25 protein-coding genes and 2 pseudogenes are annotated in these 26,719 nt (G+C 68.2%); 15 read left to right on the forward strand and 12 right to left on the reverse strand.

Features of this window, described 5'->3' with window-relative positions; genetic code table 11:
• Position 1: 1 nt before the first annotated feature.
• The 3 genes from HII28_RS15285 to ispG all read left to right on the forward strand — a co-directional run bounded on the left by HII28_RS15285 (position 2) and on the right by ispG (position 2,960).
• Entirely contained in the window at positions 2–655 is a 654-nt protein-coding gene (locus tag HII28_RS15285) for a CoA transferase subunit B (protein WP_170026632.1), read from the forward strand.
• Positions 652–1,731, forward strand: coding sequence for an alpha/beta hydrolase (locus tag HII28_RS15290; protein ID WP_170026634.1), 1,080 nt, complete (start codon positions 652–654; stop codon positions 1,729–1,731). The genes HII28_RS15285 and HII28_RS15290 overlap by 4 nt, the downstream gene beginning before the upstream one ends.
• Before the next feature lie 95 nt (positions 1,732–1,826).
• On the forward strand, positions 1,827–2,960 hold the full coding sequence (gene ispG, locus HII28_RS15295) for a flavodoxin-dependent (E)-4-hydroxy-3-methylbut-2-enyl-diphosphate synthase (RefSeq protein WP_170026879.1): 1,134 nt from the start codon (positions 1,827–1,829) through the stop codon (positions 2,958–2,960).
• 18 nt (positions 2,961–2,978) lie between these two features.
• Here the strand turns inward: ispG and pcp are convergent, their stop codons facing one another.
• Both pcp and HII28_RS15305 read right to left on the reverse strand, forming a co-directional pair.
• Entirely contained in the window at positions 2,979–3,614 is a 636-nt protein-coding gene (gene pcp, locus HII28_RS15300) for a pyroglutamyl-peptidase I (protein WP_170026636.1), read from the reverse strand.
• Positions 3,611–5,125 carry an RNB domain-containing ribonuclease gene (locus tag HII28_RS15305; protein ID WP_170026638.1) on the reverse strand — a complete coding sequence of 505 codons (1,515 nt, stop codon included), beginning with the start codon at positions 5,123–5,125 and terminating at the stop codon, positions 3,611–3,613. The genes pcp and HII28_RS15305 overlap by 4 nt, the downstream gene beginning before the upstream one ends.
• 23 nt (positions 5,126–5,148) lie before the next feature.
• Here HII28_RS15305 and HII28_RS15310 point away from each other — a divergent pair, with 23 nt between their 5' ends.
• Together HII28_RS15310 and HII28_RS15315 are read left to right on the forward strand one after the other, a co-directional pair.
• Positions 5,149–6,918, forward strand: a complete 1,770-nt coding sequence (locus HII28_RS15310; RefSeq protein WP_170026640.1) for a proline--tRNA ligase — start codon at positions 5,149–5,151, stop codon at positions 6,916–6,918.
• Positions 6,919–7,047: 129 nt separating this feature from the next.
• The gene (locus tag HII28_RS15315; RefSeq protein WP_170026642.1) at positions 7,048–8,094 is read left to right on the forward strand and encodes a TIGR00730 family Rossman fold protein; all 1,047 of its coding nucleotides are present in this window, start codon (positions 7,048–7,050) and stop codon (positions 8,092–8,094) included.
• Between the two features lie 28 nt (positions 8,095–8,122).
• On the opposite strand, the gene HII28_RS20745 is transcribed toward HII28_RS15315, so the two are convergent.
• Genes HII28_RS20745 through HII28_RS15330 form a run of 3 tightly spaced genes read right to left on the reverse strand, consistent with a single transcriptional unit; the run spans position 8,123 to position 11,432 of the window.
• Entirely contained in the window at positions 8,123–9,223 is a 1,101-nt protein-coding gene (locus tag HII28_RS20745) for a glycosyltransferase (protein ID WP_170026644.1), read from the reverse strand.
• A complete protein-coding gene (locus tag HII28_RS15325; RefSeq protein WP_170026646.1) occupies positions 9,220–10,764 on the reverse strand; it encodes a histidine kinase in 1,545 nt (514 codons plus the stop codon). Before HII28_RS15325 ends, HII28_RS20745 begins: the two co-directional genes overlap by 4 nt.
• Positions 10,761–11,432 (reverse strand): response regulator transcription factor, encoded by a 672-nt coding sequence (locus HII28_RS15330; RefSeq protein ID WP_240978110.1) that lies wholly within the window; start codon positions 11,430–11,432, stop codon positions 10,761–10,763. The genes HII28_RS15325 and HII28_RS15330 overlap by 4 nt, the downstream gene beginning before the upstream one ends.
• 240 nt (positions 11,433–11,672) lie before the next feature.
• Here HII28_RS15330 and HII28_RS15335 point away from each other — a divergent pair, with 240 nt between their 5' ends.
• Positions 11,673–12,116 carry a hypothetical protein gene (locus HII28_RS15335; RefSeq protein ID WP_170026650.1) on the forward strand — a complete coding sequence of 148 codons (444 nt, stop codon included), beginning with the start codon at positions 11,673–11,675 and terminating at the stop codon, positions 12,114–12,116.
• 176 nt (positions 12,117–12,292) lie between these two features.
• Here the strand turns inward: HII28_RS15335 and HII28_RS15340 are convergent, their stop codons facing one another.
• From HII28_RS15340 to HII28_RS15350, 3 genes are all read right to left on the reverse strand, one after another.
• On the reverse strand, positions 12,293–12,670 hold the full coding sequence (locus HII28_RS15340) for a hypothetical protein (RefSeq protein ID WP_170026652.1): 378 nt from the start codon (positions 12,668–12,670) through the stop codon (positions 12,293–12,295).
• 200 nt (positions 12,671–12,870) lie between these two features.
• Entirely contained in the window at positions 12,871–13,512 is a 642-nt protein-coding gene (locus tag HII28_RS15345; protein WP_170026654.1) for a response regulator transcription factor, read from the reverse strand.
• Positions 13,500–15,425: a sensor histidine kinase gene (locus HII28_RS15350; RefSeq protein WP_170026656.1), complete on the reverse strand. Its 1,926-nt coding sequence runs from the start codon at positions 15,423–15,425 to the stop codon at positions 13,500–13,502. The genes HII28_RS15345 and HII28_RS15350 overlap by 13 nt, the downstream gene beginning before the upstream one ends.
• 145 nt (positions 15,426–15,570) lie before the next feature.
• Here HII28_RS15350 and HII28_RS15355 point away from each other — a divergent pair, with 145 nt between their 5' ends.
• The 6 genes from HII28_RS15355 (at position 15,571) to HII28_RS15380 (ending at position 20,450) form a co-directional block, all read left to right on the forward strand.
• Positions 15,571–16,362, forward strand: a complete 792-nt coding sequence (locus tag HII28_RS15355) for a hypothetical protein (protein ID WP_170026658.1) — start codon at positions 15,571–15,573, stop codon at positions 16,360–16,362.
• Between the two features lie 251 nt (positions 16,363–16,613).
• Complete coding sequence (nusA, locus tag HII28_RS15360) at positions 16,614–17,618, forward strand: transcription termination factor NusA (RefSeq protein ID WP_170026660.1); 1,005 nt, start codon at positions 16,614–16,616, stop codon at positions 17,616–17,618.
• A 763-nt stretch (positions 17,619–18,381) separates the two neighbouring features.
• Positions 18,382–18,552: a hypothetical protein gene (locus tag HII28_RS15365; protein WP_240978112.1), complete on the forward strand. Its 171-nt coding sequence runs from the start codon at positions 18,382–18,384 to the stop codon at positions 18,550–18,552.
• Between the two features lie 312 nt (positions 18,553–18,864).
• Positions 18,865–19,563 (forward strand): alpha/beta family hydrolase, encoded by a 699-nt coding sequence (locus HII28_RS15370; protein WP_170026880.1) that lies wholly within the window; start codon positions 18,865–18,867, stop codon positions 19,561–19,563.
• A 90-nt stretch (positions 19,564–19,653) separates the two neighbouring features.
• Complete coding sequence (locus HII28_RS15375) at positions 19,654–19,929, forward strand: hypothetical protein (RefSeq protein ID WP_170026662.1); 276 nt, start codon at positions 19,654–19,656, stop codon at positions 19,927–19,929.
• Positions 19,930–20,231: 302 nt separating this feature from the next.
• Positions 20,232–20,450 (forward strand): hypothetical protein, encoded by a 219-nt coding sequence (locus HII28_RS15380; RefSeq protein ID WP_170026664.1) that lies wholly within the window; start codon positions 20,232–20,234, stop codon positions 20,448–20,450.
• 318 nt (positions 20,451–20,768) lie between these two features.
• Here HII28_RS15380 and HII28_RS15385 read toward each other — a convergent pair.
• The 3 genes and pseudogenes from HII28_RS15385 to HII28_RS15395 all read right to left on the reverse strand — a co-directional run bounded on the left by HII28_RS15385 (position 20,769) and on the right by HII28_RS15395 (position 22,483).
• Positions 20,769–21,054 (reverse strand): annotated as a pseudogene (locus HII28_RS15385) (antibiotic biosynthesis monooxygenase).
• Positions 21,055–21,094: 40 nt separating this feature from the next.
• Positions 21,095–22,117 (reverse strand): cation diffusion facilitator family transporter, encoded by a 1,023-nt coding sequence (locus HII28_RS15390; protein WP_346769359.1) that lies wholly within the window; start codon positions 22,115–22,117, stop codon positions 21,095–21,097.
• A gap of 3 nt (positions 22,118–22,120) precedes the next feature.
• Positions 22,121–22,483 (reverse strand): metalloregulator ArsR/SmtB family transcription factor, encoded by a 363-nt coding sequence (locus HII28_RS15395; protein ID WP_170026665.1) that lies wholly within the window; start codon positions 22,481–22,483, stop codon positions 22,121–22,123.
• A 125-nt stretch (positions 22,484–22,608) separates the two neighbouring features.
• On the opposite strand from HII28_RS15395, the gene HII28_RS15400 reads away from it, so the two are divergent.
• Positions 22,609–23,046 (forward strand): GNAT family N-acetyltransferase, encoded by a 438-nt coding sequence (locus HII28_RS15400; protein ID WP_170026667.1) that lies wholly within the window; start codon positions 22,609–22,611, stop codon positions 23,044–23,046.
• Here HII28_RS15400 and HII28_RS15405 read toward each other — a convergent pair.
• Positions 23,025–23,213: pseudogene (locus tag HII28_RS15405) on the reverse strand (hypothetical protein); the annotation flags it as partial. The gene HII28_RS15400 and the pseudogene HII28_RS15405 sit on opposite strands and share 22 nt — an antisense overlap.
• Positions 23,214–23,542: 329 nt before the next feature.
• Between HII28_RS15405 and HII28_RS15410 the strand changes: the two are divergent.
• Positions 23,543–23,785: a YlxR family protein gene (locus tag HII28_RS15410; protein WP_170026669.1), complete on the forward strand. Its 243-nt coding sequence runs from the start codon at positions 23,543–23,545 to the stop codon at positions 23,783–23,785.
• An 84-nt stretch (positions 23,786–23,869) separates the two neighbouring features.
• Entirely contained in the window at positions 23,870–26,611 is a 2,742-nt protein-coding gene (gene infB / locus HII28_RS15415) for a translation initiation factor IF-2 (RefSeq protein WP_170026671.1), read from the forward strand.
• The last annotated feature ends 108 nt before the right edge of the window (positions 26,612–26,719 follow it).

Raw genomic sequence — 26,719 nt, forward strand, 5'->3', positions numbered from 1 at the left:
CATGGCACTCACGCGAGAGCAGATGGCCGCGCGCGCGGCTCTGGAACTGCCGGACGGCGCCTACGTGAACCTCGGCATCGGGCTTCCGACGCTCGTGCCCAACTACGTGCCGGACGGCGTCACGGTCGTGCTGCAGTCAGAGAACGGCATCCTCGGCGTCGGCCCGTATCCGACAGAGGACGCCGTCGATGCCGACCTCATCAACGCGGGGAAGGAGACGGTGACGGTGCTGCCCGGTGCCGCCTTCTTCGACTCGGCCCTGAGCTTCGGCATGATCCGAGGGGGCAAGATCGACGCCGCCATCCTCGGCGCCATGCAGGTGTCCGCCACGGGCGATCTCGCCAACTGGATGATCCCCGGCAAGATGGTGAAGGGTCCGGGCGGCGCCATGGATCTGGTGCACGGCGCCGGTCGCGTGATCGTGCTCATGGAGCACGTCGCCAGGGACGGTTCCCCGAAGATCGTGGACGCGTGTTCCCTTCCGCTGACCGGCAAACGCGTTGTCGACCGCATCATCACCGACCTCGCCGTCTTCGACGTCACGCCGGAGGGCCTCGTGCTGCGCGAACTAGCGCCCGACGTGACGATCGACCAGGTGAAAGCGGCGACCGAACCTCCCTTCAGGGTCGCGCTGGAGAAGGAGGACGTGCGATGACCGATGTGCGCACCGTCTTCGACGGCATCGCCGAGCTGAGCGTTCGCACGGAACGCCTCGTCGCGAACGTCCTCGAACGCGAGGCGGAGACCGCTGCAGAAGCGGAGACCGTCGTCTTCGTGCACGGCAACTGCTCGTCGTCTCTGTTCTTCCAGCCGGTCATGCTGCGGCTACCGGTTCAGCTGCGGGCGCTCGCGGTCGACCTGCGCGGCTTCGGCGGCAGCGAGACCCTCCCGGTGGATGCGACGAGGGGCGTTCGCGACTTCTCCGACGACGTGTGGTCCGTGATCGACGCGCTGGAGCTCGGCCGCGTGCACCTCGTCGGATGGAGCATGGGCGGCGGCGTCGTGCTGCAGCAGCTGCTCGACCGATCGGACTCCGTGGCATCCGTCACCCTCATCTCGCCCGTCTCCCCGTACGGATTCGGCGGGACGGCAGCAGACGGCTCGCGCCTCACCGACGACGACGCCGGTGTGGGCGCCGGCGCGGCCAACCCGGACTTCGTCGCGCGGCTCGCGGACGGCGACCGCACGGACGACGCCCCGACCTCGCCCCGTACGGTGTTCCGCTCCTCCTACGTCGCTCCCGGGTACTCGGGTGAATTCGAGGACGTCTGGGTGGAGTCCATGCTCACCACGGTGACGGGCGCGGAGAACTATCCGGGCGACGCTGTGGAGTCTCCGAACTGGCCCGGCATGGCACCCGGACCTCGAGGGGTGCTGAACACCATGGCGCCGAAGTATTTCGACGTGACGGGCATCGTCGATCTGCCGCAGACGCCGCCCATCCTGTGGATCCACGGAACACGAGACGCGATCGTCGGCGACGAGACGTTCTTCGACCTCAACACGCTCGGCAAAGCGGGCGTCGTGCCCGGGTGGCCGGGCGAGGACGTCGCACCGCCGCAGCCCATGCTGGCGCAGACCAGGGCCGTCCTGGAGCGGTACGCGAACGCCGGAGGCAGCTATCGCGAACTCGCCCTTCCGGACTGCGGCCATTCCGCGCACATCGAGTACCCCGATACGGTCGCGGAGGCGGTGGTGGAGCTGGTCGCGAGCAGTCGACCGTCAGCCTGAGCGCGACGTGCGCGTCGGCTGGGCGTGCTCGCCCCGCCCGATCCGCCCGTGTCGCGCGACCTAGACTGAGTGCCGTGCCAGCAGTGAATCTCGGTATGCCGACCGTCCCCGAAGTGCTCCACCCGCGCCGCAAATCGCGCCAGATCCGCGTGGGCAAGGTGCTCGTGGGCGGCGACGCTCCCGTCAGCGTGCAGTCCATGTGCACCACGCCGACCACGAACATCAACGCGACGCTTCAGCAGATCGCCGAACTGACGGCATCCGGATGCGACATCGTGCGCGTTGCTGTGCCCAGCCGCGACGACGCCGAGGCGCTGCCGATCATCGCGAAGAAGTCGCAGATCCCGGTGATCGCCGACATCCACTTCCAGCCGAACTACGTGTTCGCCGCGATCGACGCCGGATGCGCCGCCGTTCGCGTGAATCCCGGCAACATCCGCAAGTTCGACGACCAGGTCGGCGAGATCGCGCGGCGCGCCAAAGAGGCCGGCGTCTCGATCCGCATCGGCGTGAACGCGGGATCGCTGGAGCCCAGCATCCTGCAGAAGTACGGCAAGCCGACGGCCGAAGCACTCGTCGAGTCCGCAGTGTGGGAGGCGAGCCTCTTCGAGGAGCACGATTTCCACGACTTCAAGATCTCCGTCAAGCACAACGACCCGATCGTCATGGTGAAGGCGTACCGTCAACTCGCCGAGCGCGGCGACTGGCCGCTGCACCTCGGTGTCACCGAGGCGGGGCCGGCGTTCCAGGGCACCATCAAGTCGGCGACGGCGTTCGGCATCCTGCTGTCAGAGGGCATCGGCGACACCATCCGCGTCTCCCTCTCCGCCCCGCCGGTCGAAGAGGTGAAGGTAGGGCTGCAGATCCTGCAGTCGCTCAACCTGCGGGAGCGCAAGCTCGAGATCGTGTCGTGCCCGTCGTGCGGACGCGCGCAGGTCGATGTCTACACGCTCGCCGACAGCGTGACGGAAGGCCTGCAGGGCATGAGCGTTCCGCTGCGCGTGGCCGTCATGGGATGCGTCGTCAACGGTCCCGGTGAGGCGCGCGAGGCCGACCTCGGCGTGGCATCCGGCAACGGCAAGGGCCAGATCTTCGTCAAGGGCGAGGTCATCAAGACCGTGCCGGAGGCGGAGATCGTTCAGACCCTGATCGCCGAGGCGAACCGCATCGCCGCCGAGATGGCCGACGAGCGGCCGTCCGGCGAGCCGACCGTCGCCGTCGGCCACTGAGGCGCGGCGCCTCCGGCGTCAGTGCAGCGTTCCGCCGGCCGTGTCGATATCGGCACGGGTACTGAGCGTCGTGCGCACGGCGATCTCGATCGCACGGGCCAGGTCGTCGAGCGGAAGCTCGGGTTCGCCGTTCGTCGCCTGACCGACAGCCCATGGCACGTGGATGAATCCGGCACGCCTGTCCGAGCCCTGAGCCCACGATGCGGCGTGAACCAGAACGTGGTTGCACACGTACGAACCGGCGCTCAGCGAGAGGGCGACCGGGATGCCGGCGGCGGCGATGTCGCGCACGATCGCCTTCACCGGCAGTGACGCGAACACCGCGGCCTGTGCATCGGCAAGCGATGGCACGTCGACCGGCTGATCGCCGTCGTTGTCCGGGATCCGAGCGTCGATGAGGTTCACCCCGACGCGCTCGACGGACACTTTCGAGCGCCCGCCCGCCAGCCCCGTCGCGATCACGACATCGGGCTCGTTCGTCTCGATGAGCTCGGTGAGACGCTCCACGGATCCGCGGAACGCGACGGGCAGGATGTCCGTGACCAGCCGTTCCGGACCGCGCCACCGCGACGCCACGAGACGCACCGCGTCGCCCGACGGGTTGACGGCGTCCGATCCGAACGGCTCGAATCCGGTCAGCAGAACCGTGGTCATCGTGATTCCTCCGGAGTGTCGGCCGGCGCTGTTCCGGAGGGTTTCGAGTGGGATGAATGGTCGTCGCTCGTATCCGTCGGCTCGCCGGTCTCGGCTTCGAGGCGCACGGTTCCGCCGGCGATGTCCGCGCCCTGCAGCACGACGGTGATCGTGTCACCCGCGACGACGCCGGCTTCGGCGCGGCACGAGACGGTGACGATCGGGTCGGTCAGCTGTACCCTGGCCCTCCCGTCCTGCACCTCGAGCACCCAGGCCGCGAACCGTTCACCGACGCGGTCGCGGAGCAGAGCGGCCTCGACGCGATCGATCGAGCCTGACGCCAGCCGCGACTCCTTCTCGATCGCGGTGTGCATCAGCCCAGGCACGTCGGGAAGGCTCTGCCTCACCCAGTCGGGCACGGATGCTCCGCTCGAGACCGCCGCGCTCACGACGAGTCCCCAGCGGTCGACGAGCCGACGCAAGGGCGCCGTGACGTGCGCGTAGGGCGCCGCGACGGCAGCCTGCAACGGGTTCGGCGGGGGCGCACCGTCGAAGGCGACATAGCCGGCACCGCGGAACAGGGATGCGGCAGCCTGCAGCACGGCGAGTGTCTGCGGGTCCTCACGGTCGAGGCTGCGCAGGTAGTCCCCGTACCGCACGCCATGGGGCCACGGCAGGCCGAGGGCGACGGTGCGAACGCGGAAGGCGTTCAGCGCGACGTCGTCCGCGGCGGGCATGGTGCGCAGGATGCCGATCCCTGCGTCCAGCATCATCGAGGCCGCCGCCATACCCGTCATCAGCGAGAGCTGGGCGTTCCAGTCCTCGACCGGGAGCGGGCGCCGCCGCTCGATGCCGTACGAGCCGGAGGCGTCTCGCACGATCTCCTCGTCAGGAAGGTTGAGGCTCGCACCGCCGCGCAGACGCTCCTGCTTGAGACGGGCGCGACCGATCTCGGGCAGCAGGGCCGCCGGTGTGTCGGTGGAACCGGCATCCAAGTCTGCCTGCGTCGACGCGTAATCGAGCTGCACGCGTGAGCGCACCCACGCCCTCGTCACCTCGTGAGCCGTCTCGGCGCCGGCATCGTCCAAGTCGATGGTCCAGACGAACGCCGGGCGGTCGCGTCCTGGCAGGAGCGACCCCTTGTCCTCGCTGATCTCTCTCGGGTGCAGCGGGATGGTGCCGTCGGCCGCGTACAGCGTCTCGCCGCGACGGCGGGCCTCGGCATCCATCGCGCGGCCGGCGCGGACGAAACCCGGCACGTCCGCGATCGCGTACCTGACTCGCCACCCGGATCCGTTCCGCTGAAGGTGGAACGCCTGGTCGAGGTCGCGGGATCCGAGCGGATCGAGCGTCGCGAACGGAATGTCTCTCAGGTCGAGCTGCGGGGGAACGGCCGTCGCCGCCGCCGCTTCCGCGAGGGCATCGGCCGGGAACTCCGCGGGGAGCTGCAACCGCGACCGCAGATCGGCGAGCGCCTCGGCGAGCTGACCCTGGGCGGTGGAGGCGGTCAGGCGCGCGCGACGATGGGGCACGGGGTCAACCCTAGACTTGACAGGTGGTCACCCGTCTCTCCAACTTCTTCCTCCGCACCCTTCGTGAAGACCCCGCCGACGCCGAAGTCACGAGCCACAAGCTGCTCGTGCGCGCCGGATACATCCGGCGTCAGGCAGCGGGCATTTTCGCCTGGCTGCCCCTCGGTCTGCGCGTGAAGGCGAAGATCGAGCAGATCATCCGCGAGGAGATGTCGGCCGCCGGCGCGCAGGAGGTGCACTTCCCGGCGCTGATGCCGCGTGAGGCGTACCAGGCGACCGGTCGATGGGACGAGTACGGCGACCTCCTGTTCCGTCTGCAGGACCGGAAGGGCGGCGACTACCTGCTCGCGCCCACGCACGAGGAGGCGTTCACGCTGCTCGTGAAGGACCTGTACTCGTCGTACAAGGACCTGCCGATCACGATCTACCAGATCCAGGACAAGTACCGCGATGAGGCGCGTCCGCGCGCCGGTCTGCTCCGCGGTCGCGAGTTCACCATGAAGGACGCCTACTCCTTCGACTCCTCCGACGCCGGCCTCGACACCAGCTACATGGCCCAGCGCGATGCGTACGAACGCATCTTCGCGCGCCTCGGGCTCGACTACGTCATTGTGAAAGCGGATGCCGGTGCCATGGGCGGATCGCGCAGCGAGGAGTTCCTGCACCCGACGCCGGTCGGCGAGGACACGTTCGTGCAATCGGCGGGCGGATACGCGGCCAACGTCGAGGCCTATGTCACGACGGCCCCCGCGGCGCGCTCGTACGAGAAGCTGACGCCCCAGGAGGTCGTCGACACCCCGAACACGCCGACGATCGAGTCGTTGGTCGCGATCGCGAACGAGAAGCATCCGCGTCCGGACGGTCGCGCGTGGACCGCGGCCGACACGCTGAAGAACGTCGTGCTCGGCCTGACCGACCTCGACGGAACGCGCGAGGTCGTCGTCGTCGGGCTGCCCGGCGACCGCGAGGTGGACATGAAGCGCGCCGAGGTGGCGTTCGCGCCGGCCGAGGTGGAACCGGCGACCGAAGCGGACTTCGCGAAGCATCCCGGACTCGTCAAGGGCTACATCGGGCCCTGGTCGCCGGAAGGCCAGGTGCTCGGCGAGGAGTCGCGCACGGGCATCCGCTACGTCGTCGACCCTCGGGTCGTCGACGGATCCGGATGGGTCACCGGCGCGAACATCGACGGCAAGCATGTGCTCGGCCTCGTCGCCGGCCGCGACTTCACGTGGGACGACACGGTCGAGGTCGCCGAGGTGCTGCCGGGCGATCCGGCACCGGACGGATCCGGTCCTGTCGAGCTCGCCCGTGGCATGGAGATCGGCCACGTCTTCCAACTTGGTCGCAAGTACGCGGAGGCCCTCGGCCTCAAGGTGCTCGACGAGAACGGCAAGCTGGTCACGGTCACGATGGGCTCATACGGCATCGGCGTGACGCGCATCCTCGCAATCATCGCCGAGGAGAACAACGATGACAAGGGCCTCATCTGGCCGGAGTCGGTTGCACCGTTCGATGTGCACGTCGTGGCAACGGGCAAGGACTCGGCGGTGTACGGGATCGCGGACGGCGTCGTCGCGTCGCTGGAGGCATCCGGACTCGACGTGCTCTACGACGACCGCCAGAAGGTGTCGCCCGGCGTCAAGTTCGGCGACGCCGAGCTCGTCGGCGTGCCGCGCATCGTGATCGTCGGACGGGATGCCGCAGACGGCGTCGTCGAGCTCTGGGACCGCCGAACGGGCGACCGTACGAAGGTCGCCGTCGGCGACGTCGTCGCCGCCCTGGCAGCCAGCTGACCGAACGACGCCCGAGCTCACGGAGCGGGCGGAGTGGGCCGAAGGGCCACCGGCACAGGCACACTGCGACTCGCCGACGCTCGCAGGCGGCCAGACGCTGCGCGACGGCGGGCGTGACATCCTGAATCCATGCCTCACGAACCCGTCGACGCCGTCCGCCCCGACGATGACGGCATCGCGCGCCTGATCGCCGAAGCCGGTATCCGCGAGGACCGCGACCTCGTCGCGCGCATGATGCAGACGTCGCTCGGCCTTGGAACGGATGCGCCGGGCCGCCTCGACCTCAAGATCTCTACGGCGGCGCTCCAGGAGATGCGCGCGGCCTTCCGGCTCTTCGCACCGTTCCACGACGTGAAGAAGGTCACGATCTTCGGTTCCGCGCGGACGAAGCCTCAGGATGCCCTCTACGTGCAGACCACGCGCGTGGCGGCAGCCCTCGCGGGCCGTGGATGGATGGCGGTCACGGGCGCAGGTCCCGGCATCATGCAGGCGGCGGTCGCGGGCGCAGGACCGGAGAAGTCCATCGGGGTGTCCATCCGCTTGCCGTTCGAGGAGCATCCCGACGCGTCGGTGCAGGAGGAGCCCAACGTCGTCACGATGAAGTACTTCTTCACCCGCAAGCTCATGCTCGTGAAGGAGTCGAGCGGGTTCATCTATCTGCCAGGAGGGTTCGGGACGCTCGATGAGATGTTCGAGCTGCTCACGCTGCAGCAGACAGGCAAGGCGGAACCCGTGCCGATCGTGCTGCTCGATGCACCGGACGGAACCAACTGGACCGGATTGAAGAAGTATGTCGACGAGCAGCTCGTGACGTCAGGGGTGATCGCGCCGAACGACTTCGACCGGGTGGTGATCACCGACTCCGTCGACACGGCTGTTGCCGAGATCACCGGGTTCTGGCGCAACTACGACTCGCTCCGCTGGGTGGGTGATCTGCTGGTGCTGCGCCTGCGGCACGAGCCGACGGATGCCGAGCTGGAGCGCCTCAATGCTCGGTTCGGCGTGTTCGCGACCGATGGCATCCGTCGCGTCGAACCGCTGCGCGCCGAGCGTCAGGACGACGACCGGCTCGGGTTGCCGCGGATCGCCCTCCGCCTCGAACCCCATCGCGTCGGCGACCTCTTCGAGCTCATCAGGGCCATCAACGAGTTGCCGTCCGCCGTCCAAGCGGGCTGAGAATCCTCGGGATCGGCCTGCGGCGACTTCACGCTTCCCGGGCGAGCGCCTCGATGCGGTCGGCTGCGACGCCGGCGCCGTGCTCGTCGCGGAGCCGCACACCGGCTCGCGAGGCGTTGGCGGCAACCGTAGGATCGGCGAGGATGCTTCGCACGGCCTGCATGATGGCAGCCGGTTTCGCCGATCGGCGCAGCGTGAGCCCGAGACCGTTCTGCTGCACGATGCGTCCGATCAGAGGCTGATCGGACATGCGATTCATCGGCAGGATGAGGAGCGGCACCCCGTGTGCGAGGGCGGCGAGGGTCGTCGAGTGCCCGCCGTGTCCGATCACAAGCGATGCGCGAGAAAGGATGCCGGCGTGCGGCGTGCGGCCTCTCATCTCGACATTCGGCGGGATCTCGCCCGTGAACGGCGAGGTCGGCGTGCTGCGGGTGATGATCGCTCGTAAGGGGAGTCGGCCGAGCGCAGCGATGATGCGCCGGTACACCTCGTCCTGGCCGTGTTGCCACACGCTGCTCAGGCTGACCAGCACGAGCGGGTCGGCATGCGGAGCGCGGGGTTCGGGTGCGGCACCGTGTTCGGTGGTGCCGGTCCACTGGAAGCCGACGGTGTCGCCGGTGTCGGTGAGCGGATCCAGCGCTCGGTCCGTCAGCGCCAGACGCTCGTCGGCAGCGGACCACAACCGGACAGGGCTCAAGCCGACGGGCCGCAGCGCGATGTTCGCCGGGCCTTTCGCCATGGGTCCGTCGAAGAACGCCCCGAAGGAGTGGAACAGCACGGCGACGGGGGAGGGGCAGCGTTGCGCTGCGCGGATCGCCGTGATCATCATGGCGTCGATGACGACGACATCCGGTCGTCGTCGCAGGATGGTTTCGTGCACCTGACGGCCGACGGCAGGACTCATGCCCAAGCGGATCAGCCCGGTCAGCTGTCCGAATCCGGTCGTCGCCGGGCCCGGCTCGTGTCCGAGAAGCGCCGAGAGCGGCACCGGCTCGATCCCGGAGGAACGAGGGGTGAACCCGGCGGCTGCCACCCGATGGCCCCGTCCGGCGAGTTCGCGTGCGACTGCCATGACGGGCGGGATATTGCCGCCGGCATCCGCACCGACGAACAGGATGTCGCGCCTCACGAGCCGTCTCCGTCTGTCGGAGGGAGTGCGAGCTCGGTGTCGTATGGAAGGCGCACGATGACGCTCCAGCCATTCTGAACGGGACCGGCTTCGACGGATCCGCCGAGCTCCTCCGCCCGCTGCTGCATCGACGTCAGACCCATGCCGTGAGGGAATCTGCGATCTCCCGGGGTGCTGAACTCCGTCGCGTTGGTGACGACGAGCTCGGCCGCTTTCCCGCTGATCGCGAAGTGGAGGGAGGCAGATGATCCTGGCGAATGCCGCTCCACGTTGGCGATGGCCTCGCACGCAATCCGGTACGCGGCGAGTTCGACGGCTGGTGGCAACGGTGGAACCTCGGACGGTACCGTGACGTCGATTCCGGCTGCTCTTGCCCGTGCGGCGATCGCGGCGCCGAGTCCGCGCTGCTCCAGTTCGACCGGCCACAGGCCGTAGACGACGCGACGCACCTCGGCGATAGCGGTGCGGAGGTCAGCACGGGAGGCGTCGAGCTGCTCGGCCGCTGAGACGTCGTCGGTCGTGAGGAGGTTGCGTGCGGCATCCGCTCGCATCACCGCGCCCGTGAGCAGCGGACCCAGGCCGTCGTGCAGGTCGCGATGCAGGGAGAGTTGTTCGCGTTCCCGGGTGTCGGCGAGGGATGCCCGCGCCGCACGAACCTGCGCCAGGAGCGCTGACTCGCGGGCCAGCAGAACGAGCGGCGGGGCGATGAGGGCCAGCGCAGCCCGATCGTCCCTGTGCAGGGACCGTTCGCCTCGACGCAGGGTCACCCGCAGCAGGAAGCCTTCGCCCGCGCCGAGCGGAACGTCCGCAGTGGCGTCCTCCGGGCTTTGCCCGGACGTGCCCGACGCGATGACCGCCTGGCCGTCGACGAGTTCGATGCGCGGCAGCCGCAGGGCGGCGGCCGCCTCATCGAGTGCCGCGGTGAGCGCGTCCGTCCCGTCGAGCACACGGCGGCCGATACGGAGTGCCGTCGCGGCTGGCTCGACGCGCCCGCCGTACAGGGCACGGCCGACGGTGCGTCGCAGAAGCAGCACGAGCGGCGCGAACGCGATCGCGATGACGACAGCCGTAAGAGTCTGCACGAGGCGCAGCGCCGACGCCGGCACGATGAGCGTGCCCACCGCGACCACGCCCGCATAGACGGCGAGCACCACGATCACCGCGAGCAGTGCCAGCACGAGGTCGGAGGCGTCGGAGAGGATCATCGCGACGATCGCGATGGTGACCAGCGTGCCCACCGTGGCCAGGATCACACCGCCGGGCGGCACCACGTTCGCCGGCGCGAAGAACACGGGCAGCGCCGTGAGGATCCCGGCCAACTGCGCGCAGGCGATGGCGACCGTCGCCCACCGCAGTCCGCGCCAGGCCGGCAGGAAGAGTGCGATCGTCACGACGAGGATGGCGCAGGTCAGCACGGCCACGATGACCGACAGCGGTCCGACTTCGCCCGTGGACGGATCCGCCTCGATGTCCAAGGCAGACGGAATCGCGGCAGCCGATAGCAGCAGGGCGAGTACGAGGCCGGTGCGTCGCAGGATCACGATCCGTACCCGCCGTCGCGCGCGAGCACGATCGCCTCTGACCGGGTTGCGACGCCGAGCTTGAGGAAGATGGCCGACACGTGGTTGCCGACCGTCTTGCCGGCGATCCCGAGTCGGTCGGAGATGTCGCCGTTCGAGCGTCCGGCGGCGATCAGGTCGAGCACCTGGCGCTCGCGTGCGGTGAGGGCGGGGAACGGATCCGCGCGTCGCCCGCGACGCGCGCTCGAGAGCCCCGAACCTGAAAGACCGGCACCCGCGAGTGCGGCTCCCGCGACGGGTGCAGCGAGGATCGTCGCACCTGTCGCGACCGTGCGCACCGCGCGCTCGATCTCCTCGGGCTCGGCACCCTTGAGAAGATATCCGTTCGCGCCGGCCGACAGAACATCGGCGACGAGGTCGTCGTCGTCGAACATCGTCAGCACGAGGATCGCGGTGCCCGGCGCATCCCTCCGGATGCGGCGCGCCGCCTCGATCCCGTCGACGCCCGGCATGCGCAGGTCGAGGATGACCACCTCGGGTCGCGACAGCACCGTCTCCCGGACCGCGCCCGCGCCGTCGGCGGCCTCTCCGACGACCTCGACGCCCTCCAGCGTGCCGAGCAGGGCGACGAGTCCGGCGCGCACGACCGGATGGTCGTCGGCGACCAGCACGCGGATGGTTGCGGCCATGTCCATATAGTGCCGCCGACATGGCGGCACGGCATGGGGGCGCGCCCCCATGCGCTCCGGGAGAAGGCCGCCGTAATGCCCGGACGCACAGGGGTGCCGCCTCATGCCGTGTCGCCTGGTGCCCGGAACGCTGTCCGCAGCGGTCGCCGCGCGGCGGCCGTCGTCGCCGAGGCGAACCCCGCCTGCACGACGAACCGGCACGGGGCCCGGGACGAGAAGCCACTACGAGAAGGAGTCACCATGAGCACCACAGCGAATGCGGTCGCAACGACGAGGGGCACGCGCATCCGACCTCGTCATCCGGTCGCGCTGCGCATCGGCCTGGTGCTGGCCGCACTGGTCAGCATCCTGAACGCGCTCCCCGCGGTCACCGACATCGGCCTGAACGGCACGCCGTGGGATGCGGTCGTGATCGGCCTCGCCGTTCTCACGCCCGCCATCGCCATCGCGACCCTCGTACTGCTGCCGTTCGCGTGGATGGGCAACCGCCGACCGGCGGTATGGGTCGCGGCGCTGCAACTCGTCGCGATCCTCGGCCTTCTCCCGCCGTTCGTGCTGGTCTTCACAGACGGGCTGCCCCTCATCGCACCGCTGAGCGCAGGGATCACGATCCTGCTCGAGCTGCTGTTCGCCTGGCTGATCGTGCACGGCGCTGCGCCCCGCGGAGACGGCCCGGGCCTCTGACCAGGGCCGACGAGCTGAACATCGGAGGATGCGGTCGCCTCGAACGAGGGACCGCATCCTGCGGTGCGTTCCGTGGTGTGGGTGCGCAGGTTCCGAGCGCTTTTCGTGCGTGCGGACTCCGTGGGTGCGTTCCGAGTGCCGCATCCCCGCGCATCCGAGACTGAAGCTCCGCCGCCTCAGCGCCGCCGCAACCCTACGATGAGGAACACGACCGCGACCGCGGCGACCGCGAGCTCCAGCCAGGCGACGACGAGCGCGCCGACGGGCGCCGCCGCGGGCTCCAGCAGCAGCGGAAGGATAGTGAGCGCCGACAGCGCCCGGCTGATGGCCGTGAGCCAGATGCCCCACCTCGCGCCGCGCCAGGCGTCGACTGCGCCGACGATCGTGAGCACGTCGAGCACGCCTCCCACGACGAAGACGGCGAAAGGCGCGTTCGCCGGTATCGCGATGAACACCGTGCCCAGGATGTCCGCGGCGACGAGCGCCAGCGAGATGACGGTGCCGATGCGGGCCGCCTTAAGCGGTCGGGCGAACGTGACGGATGCGTTGACCATGGTCGTTTCCCTTCGACTCCGGCCCGCGATCCGGGCCTGTGACTCCAGGCTCGTCGGGCCTGCCGCCGCCGCCCACCGTGGCAGCGCCCGATCCCGATGCGTGCTGGCACGGATGTCCGCACGGGCGCGGCATCCGCGTCACTGCACAGACGCCGGGTCTTTCCGGCGTCGGACATCGCCGGCGTCGGAAGGGTCTGGAGTCAGGCGGTCTTGGCCTCGAGATAGGCGAGGATCGCGCGCACGCGCCGGTGGCCGTCGGGGGAGTCCGCGAGCCCGAGCTTGGCGAAGACGCTGCCGATGTGCGTCTCGACCGTGCGCTCGGAGAGGAAGAGCCGTGCCCCGATCGCCGCGTTCGACCACCCTTCGGCCATGAGGCCGAGCACGTCCAACTCGCGCGGGGTGAGGGCATCCAGCACGGATGTCGAGCGCGCTGCCCCGAGGAGGCGCGTGACGACATCCGGATCCAATGCTGTGCCGCCTCCCGCGACGCGTTCGAGTGCGAGCAGGAACTCGTCCACGTCGAGCACGCGGTCCTTCAGCAGGTACCCGATGCCGCCGGAGGTGACGAGCTCGAGCGTGCGGCGCGTCTCGATGTGCTGCGACAGCAGCATCACGGGCGTCGGCGGATTCCACGCACGGATCTCGAGCGCGGCGGCGATGCCCTCGTCGTCCGAGGGCATGCGGATGTCGAGCACGACGATGTCGGGACGCTGGGCGCGCACCTGGCCGACCGCGGTCGGTCCCGTGGATGCCCGGCCGACGATCTCGTGTCCGGCGGACTCCAGCAACGCGGCGAGACCCTCTCGGAAGAGCGCGGAGTCCTCTCCGATCACGATGCGCACGGGATCCTCGCCTCCACGACGGTGCCCCTGCCCGAGGTCGAGGCGACTGACAGCCTGCCGCCGAGTGCCGCGACCCGGTCGGAGAGTCCGGTGAGGCCGCCGGTGGAGCGGGGCGCCGCGCCGCCGCGTCCGTCGTCCGACACGCGCACGAGCAGGGTCCCGTCGGCCTCGCGCACCCGCACCAGGACGCGCTCCGCCTCGGCGTGCCGAAGAGCGTTGGCGACCGCCTCGTTCACGACGTAGTACGCGGTGGTGGCCACGGCATCCGGCAGGTCGCCCGCACGGATGTCGAGCTCGAGCGTCTGCGGCGACGACCGCTCCAGCTCGGCCAGTGCCGCGGCCAGCCCGTCGTCGAGAGCGCTCGGCCGCACCCCGTGCGCCAGCTGACGCAGCTCTGCGACAGCGGTTCCGAGCTGGGCGACGGCATCGTCGAGGGCTGCGGCGACCGGCCCATCCGCGTCGGCCGCGCGCTGCAGCACCCGCAGCCGCATGCCGAGGGCCACCAGCCGTTGCTGGGCGCCGTCGTGCAGATCACGTTCGAGCCGCCTGCGCTCCTCGTAGCCCGCGCGGAGCAGCCGCTCGCGCGAGGCCTCGACCTCGGCGGCGGCGAGCGCGAGTTCGGACCGCACGCGCACGGAGTCCACCAGCGGTGCGGCAGCGCGCGCGATCGCGGCGGCCGGACGCTTGACATGTGCAGGCGAGGGGATGATCGCGCCGATCTCCTCGCCGCGGGACCGCACGGTGGCGAGCACTCCTGCGGCGCCGACCGGTGTCCCGTCGAGCCCGACGAGTTCATGGTCGGCGAGGCGGCGGTAGGCGACGACGAGCCGCGGATCCCGCAACGCCTCCCGCAGCACCTCCTGCACCACCTCCGGCTCGGCGAGACCGGCGTCGACCCGTGAGGTCATCCGGTGCAGCCGCGCGACGGTGCGCGCCCGTTCCGGATACAGCATTCGGTCGAACCCGTGCCGTGCGAACGGGAAGGCCAGCACGGCGCCGAACGTGGCGCCGGCGGTGACCACGGCGGCGGAGATCGACGGCCATTCGTCCATCGTCTCCCCGACCGCAATGCTCGCGAGCGTCAGGCCGACGAGGGCGATCGCGGCCAGGGTGAGAGCAGTGGCGATCGCCGAGGTGGCGCGGTCGACGTCGAAGAGCTGGGGTCGGGTGAGCGAGATCGTCGCGCCAGCCGGAACGGCCACGAACATCACGAGCAGGCCGAACACCACGAGGTCGGGCACCCCGATCGCGAGGTAGCTCGCCCAGCACAGCAGCAGGGTGAGCGGAACCGAGAGCCCGGCGACGAGGAGCCAGCGCAGCCGGATCTGCTCGAGCTCGCTGGCGTGCCGGTATCGGGCGAATGGCGCGACCGCGCACGCGATGAGGCATCCGAAGAAACCGAAAAGCAGCACCAAGGTCGGCACTATCAGCGCCTCGGATGCCTGCGGCCAGATCGCCTGCGCGGCGCACACCAGGATGAACGCGCCGACAGCGCTGCACAGCGTCCAGGTGACCCAGCGCCAGAACCGCGTCGCCGGACGCCCCGTCGGCAGGAGCAACAGGATCAGCGCGAGCGGCAGGTACAGCAGCATCCAGTCCCCGGCGAAGACACCGTCGGCGGGCGTGTCCACACTGTTGGTCGTCACCACGATGAGGCCGAGCGCGGCCAGCAGCGGGGCAGTCACGTCGCCCGGTGCGCCGCGGGCGACGACGAGCGCGAATCCCGTCTCCAGCGCCCCGATCGCGAACGCGGCCGCCACCTGCCACGGAGGGTTCAGGGCGTCGCCCGCGTAGGTGAGGATCAGGATCGCCGCGAGCACTGTGGCGGCAGCGATCACGACGACCGCGACGGACGTGCCGGGAAGTCGCGAGCGGCTCCGCAGTGACGTGGATGCGCCTGATATCGGCTCCATGACAGAACCATAGGGTCGCGCCGTCCGTGGCGGTATCCGTGGCAGTACGGAGAGTGGTCCGGTGGCGGCACCGATGCCGGCGCCCAGCGGCAGGAGGAGCGTCGTGGTCGAGCGGATGCAGGGGCATCCGCGACAGGAGGAGATCATGACAGAGGCACGCACCGCCCAGGAACGAACCGCCCGGACCGGCACCGCCCAGGCAGACACAACCCAGAACGGCGCCGCGCAGACCAGCACTGACGCGCGCACGGATCCGACGGCCGGCTTCCGGCGCATCGCGGGAGCCGTCGCACTTCCGCTGGCCTTCGCCTGCCAGTTGGCCTGCAACACCCTCTACGCCGCGGCGTCCACCGGGAATGCCGGCGACAGCGGGTCCGGCGAGCAGACGATCCAGTTCTACGCGTCGCACGCGACAGCGATGCTCGCGGCCACACTGTTGGCCTTGCTCGGATGTCTTCTCGCCGTCCCCGGCATGCTCGCGGCGCTGCGGACGCTGCGTCCTGCGAGGCCGCGCCTCGCTCTCTGGGCCGCGGGGCTGATGATCGCCGGCTACGTCTGCTACTTCGGCATCGTCTTCACGAACTTCGGCACGCTGGCTCTGGCGCAGTCCGACGTGTCGAGGAAGGCGGCAGGAGCGGCACTGGATGACACGCAGGCAATTCCGGCCGCCGTCGCGGTCTTCCTAGTTTTCGTGGTGGGCAACCTTCTCGGCACGCTGCTCCTCGGACTCGCGGTGATCCTGGGCGCGCGGCGCACCGGGATCCCGTGGTGGTCCGGCCTGCTGATCGCCTGCTGGACCGTCGGACATCTCGCGAACATCCTCGGTGCAGGCGAGTGGGCAGCCGTTGGTGGGGGAGCGTTGGAGGTCGTTGGGTTGAGCCTCGTCGCGGTGGTCGCGCTGCGCACCCCGAACACGGAGTGGACGGCGCGCGGCTGACGGCACCGGGTACACGAGGGCGGCGGCGTCGGAGGTTGGCAGGCGCCGTCGCCTCGTGCTCCGTTCGGCGCCGATATCCGAAGGTGCCGTCGTGCCGTCATCCATGTTCGCCGACCGGTGACGGCGAGGCGCTCATCCGCTATCCTGGTGTGTCAGCCCTCAGAAGGGCGAAGGTGTGATGCCCGCAGGTCCTCGAAGGACTGCGGGCGTTCGAATGAAAACAACGACGAACTGAATAAAGGGGGCCGAAGGTGGACATCGACCTCAGCGTCTTGCGCCTGATGGAACGAGAGCGGGAGATCCCGTTCGACGAACTCGTGGAAATCATCGAGCAGGCGATTCTGACGGCCTACCTCAAGCACACGAACCAGGCGGAGCACAGGCACAGCCAGGGTCACAGCGAAGAAGCGCCCGCTGCGCGCGTGCACCTCGACCGGAAGACCGGCCACGTGACGGTCTATGTGCCGGAGTTCGACGACGAGGGCGTCATCGTCGGCGAGTCGGAGGACAGCCCGAGCGACTTCGGCCGCATCGCGGCGTTCGCGGCGAAGCAGGTGATCAACCAGCGGCTGCGCGACATCCAGGACGACGCCGTGCTCGGCGAGTTCAAGGGTCGAGAGGGCGACGTGGTCGCCGGTGTCATCCAGCAGGGCCCGAACCCGCGAATGATCCACGTCGACCTGGGCAGCGTCGAGGCGATCCTGCCGCCGGAGGAGCAGGTGCCCGGCGAGGACTACGCGCACGGATCGCGGATCCGGGTGTACGTGACCAGCGTTTCGAAGGGACCGAAGGGCCCGTCGATCACGGTCTCCCGTACGCACCCCGCTCTGGTGCGCAAGCTGTTCGCACTCGAGGTGCCGGAGATCGCCAGCGGCGTCGTCGAGATCGTGTCTCTGGCACGCGAGGCCGGCCACCGTACCAAGATCGCCGTGCGGGCCAACCAGCCGGGCGTGAACGCGAAGGGCGCGTGCATCGGCGAACTCGGCCAGCGCGTTCGCGCTGTCACGTCGGAGCTGAACAACGAGAAGATCGACATCGTCGACTATTCGCCAGATCTCTCCACGTTCGTGGCGAGCGCCCTGTCGCCGGCCAAGGTGACGCGCGCCTTCGTCGTGGACGAGTCCCTGAAGGCGGTCCGCGCTCTGGTGCCGGACTACCAGCTGTCCCTCGCGATCGGCAAGGAGGGGCAGAACGCCCGTCTCGCCGCCAAGCTGACGGGCGCGAAGATCGATATTCAGCCGGATACGGCGGAATAGCGAGCTTCGCGCAAGGCGGCAGCCGGGGCGATGCCAGTGGCATCGCCCATCCGGCAGTCTCGAAAGGCCGACGCGGTAGCTCGAGGAACGCGGCATTCAGCCCCGAAGGGCTCGCTGTGCTCTGCGCGCGATGCCAGTGGCATCGGCTATCGCGCGTGCGGGCGGTTGGTCGTCGGTCAGGGTGTAGCTGCGGGTGTCGAGAGCATTGTGGCCGGCGGGAGATAGCCGCCGGACCAGCCAAGCAGCTTTACTGCTCCGTTGCGCTGGACGCGTGCGTTCAGACCCCAAAACTGGACGTCTCCGCATGGGCCGTGCTCGACAGACTCCTTCAGAACGAGCGATTCATGGAACAACATCCGGCCACCCGCACCAGTGGTCGATATCGTGAGCCTTTCCGGCGTAACTGGATTGTTGTCTAGCTGCCTGAGTTGCACTGGTTGCCGCGCAACGCCGATTTACTGACAGCGCTGGTCAAAGCAGGCGCGCAGTTGCTCACCTGAATGAGCTGCCAGCCATGGTGACGCGTCCAGCCACACGGCGGGACCCAACATCGCTGATCCCGCGCACGCACGGGCAACGCACCCCGTGCAGGCAGATGCCACAAGGATTGCAACGGCCGCACATCCGAACGACACTCGCCACCTCGTCACCAGCCCAAACTATTCAGACCCAGGCGCCTACCGCACCCCCAACACGTTTCGGTTCCATATCGCCGAACCGAACCGTTCGCTCAGCGATCGGCTATCGCCCGGTCGTTGACTTCGTGCCCTACCACGAGCCTTACGAGCAGCTGACCGTTGTCGACCTCACGCCGGTCGAGGGAGGGACGCGCGTCGTCATGCAGGTCGATGAGCTGCACGACGACGTGTGGACAGAGCGACTCCTGGCCGGCCGCGCGAACGAGCTGGAAAACCTGGTCCGGCTGGTGGCGTGAGGACAAGTCCGTTACCGACCCCACCACAATCAACTCGCCGCCTCGGTTTCGCCAGGGCCGCCCCGGCAAGGTCCTGGGGTACGTCTTCGGTTACCAAGAAAGTGACGGCGTTGGCGCGACAAGTGGCGCGGGGTGTAGCTCAGAACGCGGTCTCCCCGGCGAGGAAGGCTGCGACGCTCGCTGTAGTATCGGCCGCTCAGCCCTGGGTGATCATGATGGTCGATGCGGCGAGCTGCTCCGGCCTGGCTTCGTCGGCGACAGCCTGTGAGCGTCCGCATGCGAGATGATGCTGGGGTGGATGAATCCGCTTCGATGCGGTTGACCGTCGCGCTGTCGGCGGCCGAGGTGGAGGTATCGGCCGAGCTGCATCTCCAGGCTGACCCCTGGGCCGCGATCGGCGTTGCGCATGGGGCCGGGACGCGCATGGACAATCCGTTCCTTGTCGGCTTCGCCGGGGCGTGCGCGAGTCTCGGCCTCGCCGCCCTGTGCTTCAACTTCCCCTACTCTGAGGCGGGCAGGCGGGTGCCAGGCCCCGTTTCCCACGCGATCGCGACATGGGCCGCGGTCGACGAGTTCCTGCGCGACCAGATCCCGGGCGTCCCGATCGTCGCCTGCGGCCGCTCGTACGGCGGGCGTATGGCATCGATGGCCGCGGCCGAAGGCCGCATCGCCCCTGATGCGCTCGTCTACCTCGGCTACCCGATGCATCCGCCCGGCGGGCCGGAGAATCCGCGTGTCGAGCACCTGCCTGCGATCGCCGCACCGCAGCTCTTCCTCTCCGGGGAGACCGACCCGTTCGTCGCCCCGCACGAACAGCTCACGGATGCGGTCGCCGCATGCCAGGACGCCACGCTGGAGTGGGTACCGGGCGACCATAGCTTCGTCGTCAAGGGCGCCAAGCAGCCTGCGGTCGAGATCGGCGCGGGGTTGGCGGCACGGACCGTCGCCTTCCTGCGCGCCCGCCTCGATGCGTGGGCCAGTACGCCTGACCGGGGTACGAATGGTCGCTGAGCCAGGCGGATTCTCTGCCCCATGATGAGATGGTCCGCGGCATGATGAGCGTGAACTTCGCTGCCGCAAGCTGGCCCCCTCGTGCGGCACGTGAACTACATCCTCAACAATGTCTACCGCGACGACTACCACGACCAGAAGGACGACCCCAGCCTGTGGGTGCCCGTGATCGACACCCACGATGTCCACGACGGCTACGCCGCCACTGTTGATGGGCACCAGCGTGCGGGCGCGGTTGTCGACGCCAACGCGCACATCCTTGGCCTGGGCGTGCAACTCGATAACGACCGCACCATGACAGCGGTGATCCCACGCGAACTCATCACGATGATCGAGTTGGACTTCGCCTCAGAACTCCCACACTGAAGCTCGATACCCATTGCGCGCAGCGGGATCGGCTTGCGAGCGTCGAGGAATCTACCGTCTGCGCCGAGCGATCAGGAACGCTACGACCAGGACAACGATGAGTGTTGTGATGACCGCGACTAAGGCTTCGGTACTGATCGCCATTCGTCCTCCTTGCGAATTCTCGCGAGACGACAGTATCGGCGATTATCGGTCGAACCTCCGGCGCGCTAGTGGATCCGCCTGCGCGCGGTGGATCGTCCTGTCGGGTCTGCTAGAACCTGGTTATGTTCCAAGTTGTGTGGGGTTGGGCGAGCGCCGCAATGGGTCTGGCGATTGTGGTGCTGACTTATATGTACGGCGCCAAGTTGGGAGATTGGTCGGACCGCTACGCCGGCACGCCCGCGGAATATGCCGCACCGACAGTAACGCTGCTGTTCGGTGTGGCCGGCCTTGGCCTTCTGCTGCTGATCGGTGGGGTGCTCTCGGCCGTGATGCGGCCAACCAAGGCCAGCACGTCGTCGGTCGACGGGCCCAACTGAACACATGACGACAAGCGACACCCGCCTCCAACCGCATCCCGCCACCCGTGGGCACTGAACTACCCGTTACCCGATCGGCTTGCGAGCGTCGAGGAATCTACCGTCTGCGCCGAGCGATCAGGAACGCTACGACCAGGACAAAAATGAGTGTTGTGATGACCGCGACTAAGGCTCCGGTACTGATCGCCATTCGTCCTCCTTGCGAATTCTCGCGAGACGACAGTATCGGCGATTATCGGTCGAACCTCCGGCGCGCTAGTGGATCGCTGATTGCAGTGTCCGGAGTGCTGGCGATGGTTTCGGGGATGCTGCAGTGTTTTAGAGGTCGACGACTTCGAATTCGAGGAGGTCGGCGCCGGTTGCGACGGGGTTGGTGCCGCCGTGGGTCATGCCGGCTTGGCCTTCCCGCCATGCCTGGTAGTCGGCTTCGCTTGCCCAGGTGCTGACGACGAAGTAGCGGTCTTCTCCCTTGACGGGGCGCAGCAGTTGGAAGCTTTCGAAGCCGATGTGCTGGTCGACGTCGTGTGCGACCAGCGAATCGGGCTTCCAGGTCAGCGCCGCGACCTTCGGGGACGTTGATGGCGTTGATCTTCACAACAGACATGGGTCGTTCCTTTGCTTTCTGGTTGGTGATCGGTGGGTAGTCAGTTGTTGGCGTTCACGGGGGTGACGCGGAAGTCGTCGAGGTTGCGGAGCTCGCTACGGACGTGCGCGGAAGCGTGCTCGGCCACATGGGTCGCATCGTGCAGGGCAAGCGCATCGGTGGTGACGACGGCGGACCCCAGCAGTCGATGTCCTGACCACCGCAGTTTCACGTTCTGCACCCCGGTGACACCGGTGGTGTGCTGCAATGTGTGCTCGACCCGCTCGATCAGGTGCGGGTCGACCGCGTCCATCAGGCGGGCGCCGACGGACTTCACGGTCCCCCACAGCAGGACCAGGATCGAGATCGCGATGAGCAGACCGATGATCGGATCTGCCAGCGGGAATCCGAGCAACACACCGATCGCTCCGAGCACAACGGAAAGCGAGGTGATGCCATCCAGCCGGGCGTGCACACCGTCAGCGATCAGGGCGGCGGATCCGATCTTCCGGCCGACGCGGATGCGGTAGATCGCGACGATCTCGTTGCCGGCGAACCCGATCAGGCCGGCCGCGATCAACCACCACGCGTTCTCCACCGGGCGCGGATGGATGAACCGGTCGATCGCTTCCCATCCCGCGATCACCGCGGACAGCGCCACCACGAAGATGATGAACAACCCGGCCAGGTCCTCCGCACGACCGTACCCATACGTGTAGCGGCGAGTCGCGAGACGACGGCCGAGGACGAACGCGATCCACAACGGAACCGCGGTCAGCGCATCCGCGAAGTTGTGGATCGTGTCCGCCAACAGCGCCACGGACCCGGTGAAGAGCACAAAGACGAACTGCAGAAGAGTCGTCCCCAGCAGCACGAACATCGACACCTTGACCGCCGTCACCCCGGCTTTGCTCGCCTCCAGCGCATCATCCACAGAGTCCGCGGCGTCATGGGTGTGTGGCACGAACAGGTCGTACAAGAACCCCTTCACACCACCATGCGGATGCGAGTGCCCGTGCTCATGCTCATGCTCATATGTGTGTCCGTGCTCATGCTCATGCTCATGTGTGTGCTGGTGCGTCACGATCTACGCCTCGGTTTGTGCGTGGTGGTGGCGGGGCGTACCGCCGAGAGAGTGTTCGGCCTGGAAGATCGCGTCGGTCACCAGCTGCTTCGCGTGCTCGTTCTCCAACCGGTAGAACACCCGCTGACCGTCCTGCCGGGTCGCCACGATCCGTGCCAGACGCAACTTCGCCAAATGCTGCGACACCGCAGACGGCTGCTTGTCCAGGATGTCCGCCAAATGGTTCACCGACAGCTCCTCGACATCCCGCAACGCGAGAATGATCCGCACCCGTGTCGCATCCGCGAGCATCGAGAACACCTCGACAGCCAGCTCCACGTACTGGCTGTCCGGCTCACGCCCACAAATCGGCTTATCTGCATCCATACGCAGATACTAACGGAAGAGCCTCGAAGCCTCGAGTCAATGCCAACCCTGGGTCGTGAGCGGCTCCACGCGCCCGCAGGCGGATCGTCAAGTGGGCGGGATCTCTTTCCAGCGATAATGCTCCGATGGAGATTGAGCTGCGGAAGGCTGTTGCGGACGATGAGGGTTGGCTCTTTGAGCTTCACGAAGCTGCCCATCGCGAACTCGTTGAGGCAGCTTACGGGCCTTGGGTCGTCGAGCAGCAGGAGGAGTTCTTTCGCCCGCTTGTCGATGACCACGAGGTGTTCGTGGTGGTCGCGGAGGGTCACGACGTCGGTGCTGTCTATTTGGGTGAGCGCGACGGTGATACCTGGCTTGAGCTGATCGAGGTTGAGCCCGCGCATCAGGGCGAGGGCATCGGGGCGGCAGCGTTGCGCTGGGTCGTGAGCGGATCGGCGGACCGCGGTCGTGGAACCTTGCTGCAGGTGCACCGGATTAATGACGGCGCGAAGCAACTCTATGAGCGCGAGGGCTTCGCGAGCGTCGGTGAGACGCCGACTCATCACTTGCTTCGCCGTCCCTGAGATCGACTATGCGGCTGCCGGTTCGGTCGCCTTTGGTTGGTAGAGGTGCCGTCGCGGATCATTGCGTAGAGGACGTCGGAGCGGCGTCGGGCGAGGGCGATGAGGGCTTGGTTGTGGCGTTTGCCTTGGGCGATCTTGCGGTCGTCGTGGGCGCGCGATTCCGGGTCCCCCTGCGTGCCGTGTGTTCGCCGTCGCCGATCGGCTGCCCAGTGGATGAGCGGGATGCCCGTTTAGCCCGCGCGATGAGATGCCCGATCGGGGTGCGTCAACTGCAGCACCGCCGGAAGCACGATTCCGAGCCATTTGGCGGATCTGCCAAGTCCCGGCCATATGTCGCGGAAGCCGCCATCTCCGCTCGGAACCTCCGAGAACATACCCGATCGGCATGTTCCGAGCCGAATGTCCTGTCGAGATCCGGAACCGGTGAGACCGGGCGTCGTCGGTGCCGTTGCAGGACCTCGTCCGAAATACAGTCTCGGCTGCGTGGGGTAAGCTTATGTCCGTGAGAACGTGCGTCGGATGCCGTTCCCGCGCCCCCCGATCCTCTCTTCTGAGGGTCGTCGCCCGGAATTCGCACCTCGTGGTGGATGAGTCCGCCCGGATGCCCGGTCGAGGAGCGTGGTTGCATCCGACTTCCGAGTGTCTCGACAAAGCAATCCGGCGCAGGGCCTTCGGGCGTGCGCTCCGGGTTGAAGGACCTCTGGACACCCGGCCACTAGAGAACAGGCTGAACGGCTAATGGACAACTGATGAGCGGCTCGAAATGAGACCCGTCCACCACTAAGGCTTGCCCCTGCTCGGGCAAGCCCCGAACAGGAGAATTGTGGCTGCAAAACCACGTGTACATGAGATCGCGAGCGAGCTCGGCGTCGACAGCAAGGTCGCCCTCGCGAAGCTCAAGGAACTCGGCGAATTCGTCAAGGGACCGTCGTCGAGCATCGAGCCCCCCGTGGCTCGCAAGCTGAGGGCTGCCCTCCAGGCAGAGGGCGCCAGTTCTGCTGCGCCCGCTGAGGCGTCCAAGCCCGTTGCGACCCCGGCGTCGAGGCAGTCCGGCACGCCCGCGACGGTGCCCGCCGGTGCTGCCGCGCCGCGCCCCGCAGCGCCCAAGCCGCCGGCCGCAACGCCGGCCCCGGCTCCGGCGCCCGCCGCTGCCGAGGCGAAGCCCGCTGCTGCGAAGTCGGCGGATGCGAAGCCCGCGAGCCCGAAGCCGGCCGATTCCGCGCCGCGTCCCGGTGGTCCGCGTCCCGGTGGTCCGCGTCCGGGTAACAACCCGTTCTCGAGCTCGCAGGGCATGGGTCAGCGCCCGGCAGGCACGCCGCGTCCGGGTAACAACCCGTTCTCGAGCTCGCAGGGCATGGGTCAGCGCCCGACGCCGGGCAACATCCCGCGTCCGCAGGCTCCTCGTCCCGGTTCGCCGCGGCCCGGCGGCCCGCGTCCGGCAGGCGCCGGGCAGCGCGGGCCGCGTCCGGGTGGCGCAGGCGGCGGTCGTCCAGGTGGCTTCCAGCGTCCCGGCGGTGCCGGCGCAGGAGCCGGTGCGGGCGCCGGCGCAGGCGGCTTCAACCGTCCGGGTGGCGGCTTCGGCGGCCCTCGTCCCGCAGGTGGCGGCGGCCGTGGTCGTGGCCCAGGCGGCGGCACGGCCGGTGCGTTCGGCCGTGGTGGCAGCAAGAGCAAGTCGCGCAAGTCGAAGCGGACGAAGAGAGCCGAATTCGAGATGCGGGAGGCCCCGTCGCTCGGTGGCGTCAGCGTTCCCCGCGGCGACGGCAGCACGGTCATCCGTCTGCGTCGCGGCGCATCCATCAGCGACTTCGCCGACAAGATCGACGCGAGCCCCGGCAACCTCGTGACCGTTCTGTTCCACCTCGGTGAGATGGCGACGGCCACGGAGTCGCTCGACGAGGCGACGTTCGAGGTGCTCGGTGCAGAGCTGGGCTACAAGATCCAGGTCGTGTCGCCCGAGGACGAAGACAGGGAACTGCTCGAGGGCTTCGACATCGACCTCGATGCCGAACTCGAAGACGAGTCCGACGAGGACCTGAAGGCGCGCCCGCCCGTGGTCACCGTCGTCGGCCACGTCGACCACGGAAAGACGCGCCTGCTGGACGCGATCCGTCAGACCAACGTCATCGCAGGCGAGGCCGGCGGCATCACGCAGCACATCGGTGCGTACCAGGTGTCGACGGAGCACGACGGCTCCGAGCGTGCCATCACCTTCATCGACACCCCTGGCCACGAGGCGTTCACCGCCATGCGTGCCCGCGGTGCGCAGGTGTCCGACATCGCGATCCTCGTGGTCGCGGCGGATGACGGCATCATGCCCCAGACGATCGAGGCACTGAACCACATGCAGGCGGCCGACGTGCCGATCGTGGTCGCGGTGAACAAGATCGACAAGCCGGATGCCAACCCCGCCAAGGTGCGCCAGCAGCTCACCGAGTTCGGTCTGGTCGCCGAGGAGTACGGCGGCGACACGATGTTCGTCGACGTCTCCGCACGCGAGAACATCGGCATCACCGACCTGCTCGACGCAGTCCTGCTCACCGCCGACGCCGGTCTCGACCTGCGGGCGAACCCGGACAAGGATGCCCGTGGCGTGGCCATCGAGGCCAAGCTCGACAAGGGCCGTGGTGCGGTTGCCACCGTGCTCATCCAGTCCGGAACGCTGCGCGTCGGCGACTCGATCGTCGCCGGAACCGCTTACGGCCGCGTGCGTGCCATGCAGGACGAGAACGGCGACGCCGTCATCGAGGCGCTTCCGTCGCGTCCGGTCCAGGTGCAGGGTCTGTCGAGCGTTCCGCGTGCAGGTGACACCTTCCTCGTCACCGAGGAGGACCGCACCGCACGCCAGATCGCCGAGAAGCGCGAGGCAGCCGAGCGTAACGCCCAGCTGGCGAAGGCGCGCAAGCGCATCAGCCTCGAGGACTTCACCCGTGCTCTCGAAGAGGGCAAGGTCGAGTCGCTCAACCTCATCATCAAGGGTGACGTCTCCGGTGCCGTCGAGGCTCTGGAGGAGTCGCTGCTCAAGATCGAGGTGGACGACAGCGTTCAGCTGCGCATCCTGCACCGCGGTGTGGGTGCGATCACCGAGAGCGACATCGATCTCGCGACGATCGACAACGCGATCGTCATCGGGTTCAACGTGCGCCCCGATGTCAAGGCCCGCGAGCGTGCAGCCCGCGAGGGCATCGACGTGCGGTTCTACTCCGTCATCTACAACGCCATCGACGACATCGAGAACTCGCTCAAGGGCATGCTCAAGCCCGAGTTCGAAGAGGTGCAGTCCGGTGTGGCCGAGATCCGCGAGGTGTTCCGCTCCTCGAAGTTCGGCAACATCGCCGGTGTGTACGTGCGCAGCGGAACCATCACGCGCAACGCCAAGGCGCGGGTCATCCGCGATGGCGTGGTCGTGGGGGACAACCTCGCGATCGAGTCGCTGCGTCGGTTCAAGGACGACGTCACCGAGGTCCGCACGGACTTCGAAGCCGGTATCGGCCTCGGCAAGTTCAACGACATCCAGGTCGGCGACGAGATCGAGACGATCGAGATGCGCGAAAAGCCGCGGGTCTGACGGCAGACCAAACGGGAACGGGGTTCCCGCTCGGCATTCCCTTCGGGAAGCGAGCGGGGACCCCTACCCGGATTCCCCTGAAGGGAATGCCGAACCCCGAGAATCACG

Origin of the sequence: Planctomonas sp. JC2975, assembly GCF_012985205.1 — a bacterium.
GTDB lineage: Bacteria > Actinomycetota > Actinomycetes > Actinomycetales > Microbacteriaceae > Humibacter.

Bases quoted from the DNA above. Each gene is read 5' to 3' on its own strand.
- HII28_RS15285 (WP_170026632.1), top strand. From the start codon at position 2: ATGGCACTCACGCGAGAGCAGATGGCCGCGCGCGCGGCTCTGGAACTG.
- HII28_RS15290 (WP_170026634.1), top strand. From the start codon at position 652: ATGACCGATGTGCGCACCGTCTTCGACGGCATCGCCGAGCTGAGCGTT.
- ispG (WP_170026879.1), top strand. From the start codon at position 1,827: ATGCCGACCGTCCCCGAAGTGCTCCACCCGCGCCGCAAATCGCGCCAG.
- pcp (WP_170026636.1), bottom strand. From the start codon at position 3,614: ATGACCACGGTTCTGCTGACCGGATTCGAGCCGTTCGGATCGGACGCC.
- HII28_RS15315 (WP_170026642.1), top strand. From the start codon at position 7,048: ATGCCTCACGAACCCGTCGACGCCGTCCGCCCCGACGATGACGGCATC.
- HII28_RS15330 (WP_240978110.1), bottom strand. From the start codon at position 11,432: ATGGCCGCAACCATCCGCGTGCTGGTCGCCGACGACCATCCGGTCGTG.
- HII28_RS15335 (WP_170026650.1), top strand. From the start codon at position 11,673: ATGAGCACCACAGCGAATGCGGTCGCAACGACGAGGGGCACGCGCATC.
- HII28_RS15340 (WP_170026652.1), bottom strand. From the start codon at position 12,670: ATGGTCAACGCATCCGTCACGTTCGCCCGACCGCTTAAGGCGGCCCGC.
- HII28_RS15350 (WP_170026656.1), bottom strand. From the start codon at position 15,425: ATGGAGCCGATATCAGGCGCATCCACGTCACTGCGGAGCCGCTCGCGA.
- HII28_RS15355 (WP_170026658.1), top strand. From the start codon at position 15,571: ATGACAGAGGCACGCACCGCCCAGGAACGAACCGCCCGGACCGGCACC.
- HII28_RS15370 (WP_170026880.1), top strand. From the start codon at position 18,865: ATGCGGTTGACCGTCGCGCTGTCGGCGGCCGAGGTGGAGGTATCGGCC.
- HII28_RS15380 (WP_170026664.1), top strand. From the start codon at position 20,232: ATGGGTCTGGCGATTGTGGTGCTGACTTATATGTACGGCGCCAAGTTG.
- HII28_RS15395 (WP_170026665.1), bottom strand. From the start codon at position 22,483: ATGGATGCAGATAAGCCGATTTGTGGGCGTGAGCCGGACAGCCAGTAC.
- HII28_RS15400 (WP_170026667.1), top strand. From the start codon at position 22,609: ATGGAGATTGAGCTGCGGAAGGCTGTTGCGGACGATGAGGGTTGGCTC.
- HII28_RS15410 (WP_170026669.1), top strand. From the start codon at position 23,543: ATGTCCGTGAGAACGTGCGTCGGATGCCGTTCCCGCGCCCCCCGATCC.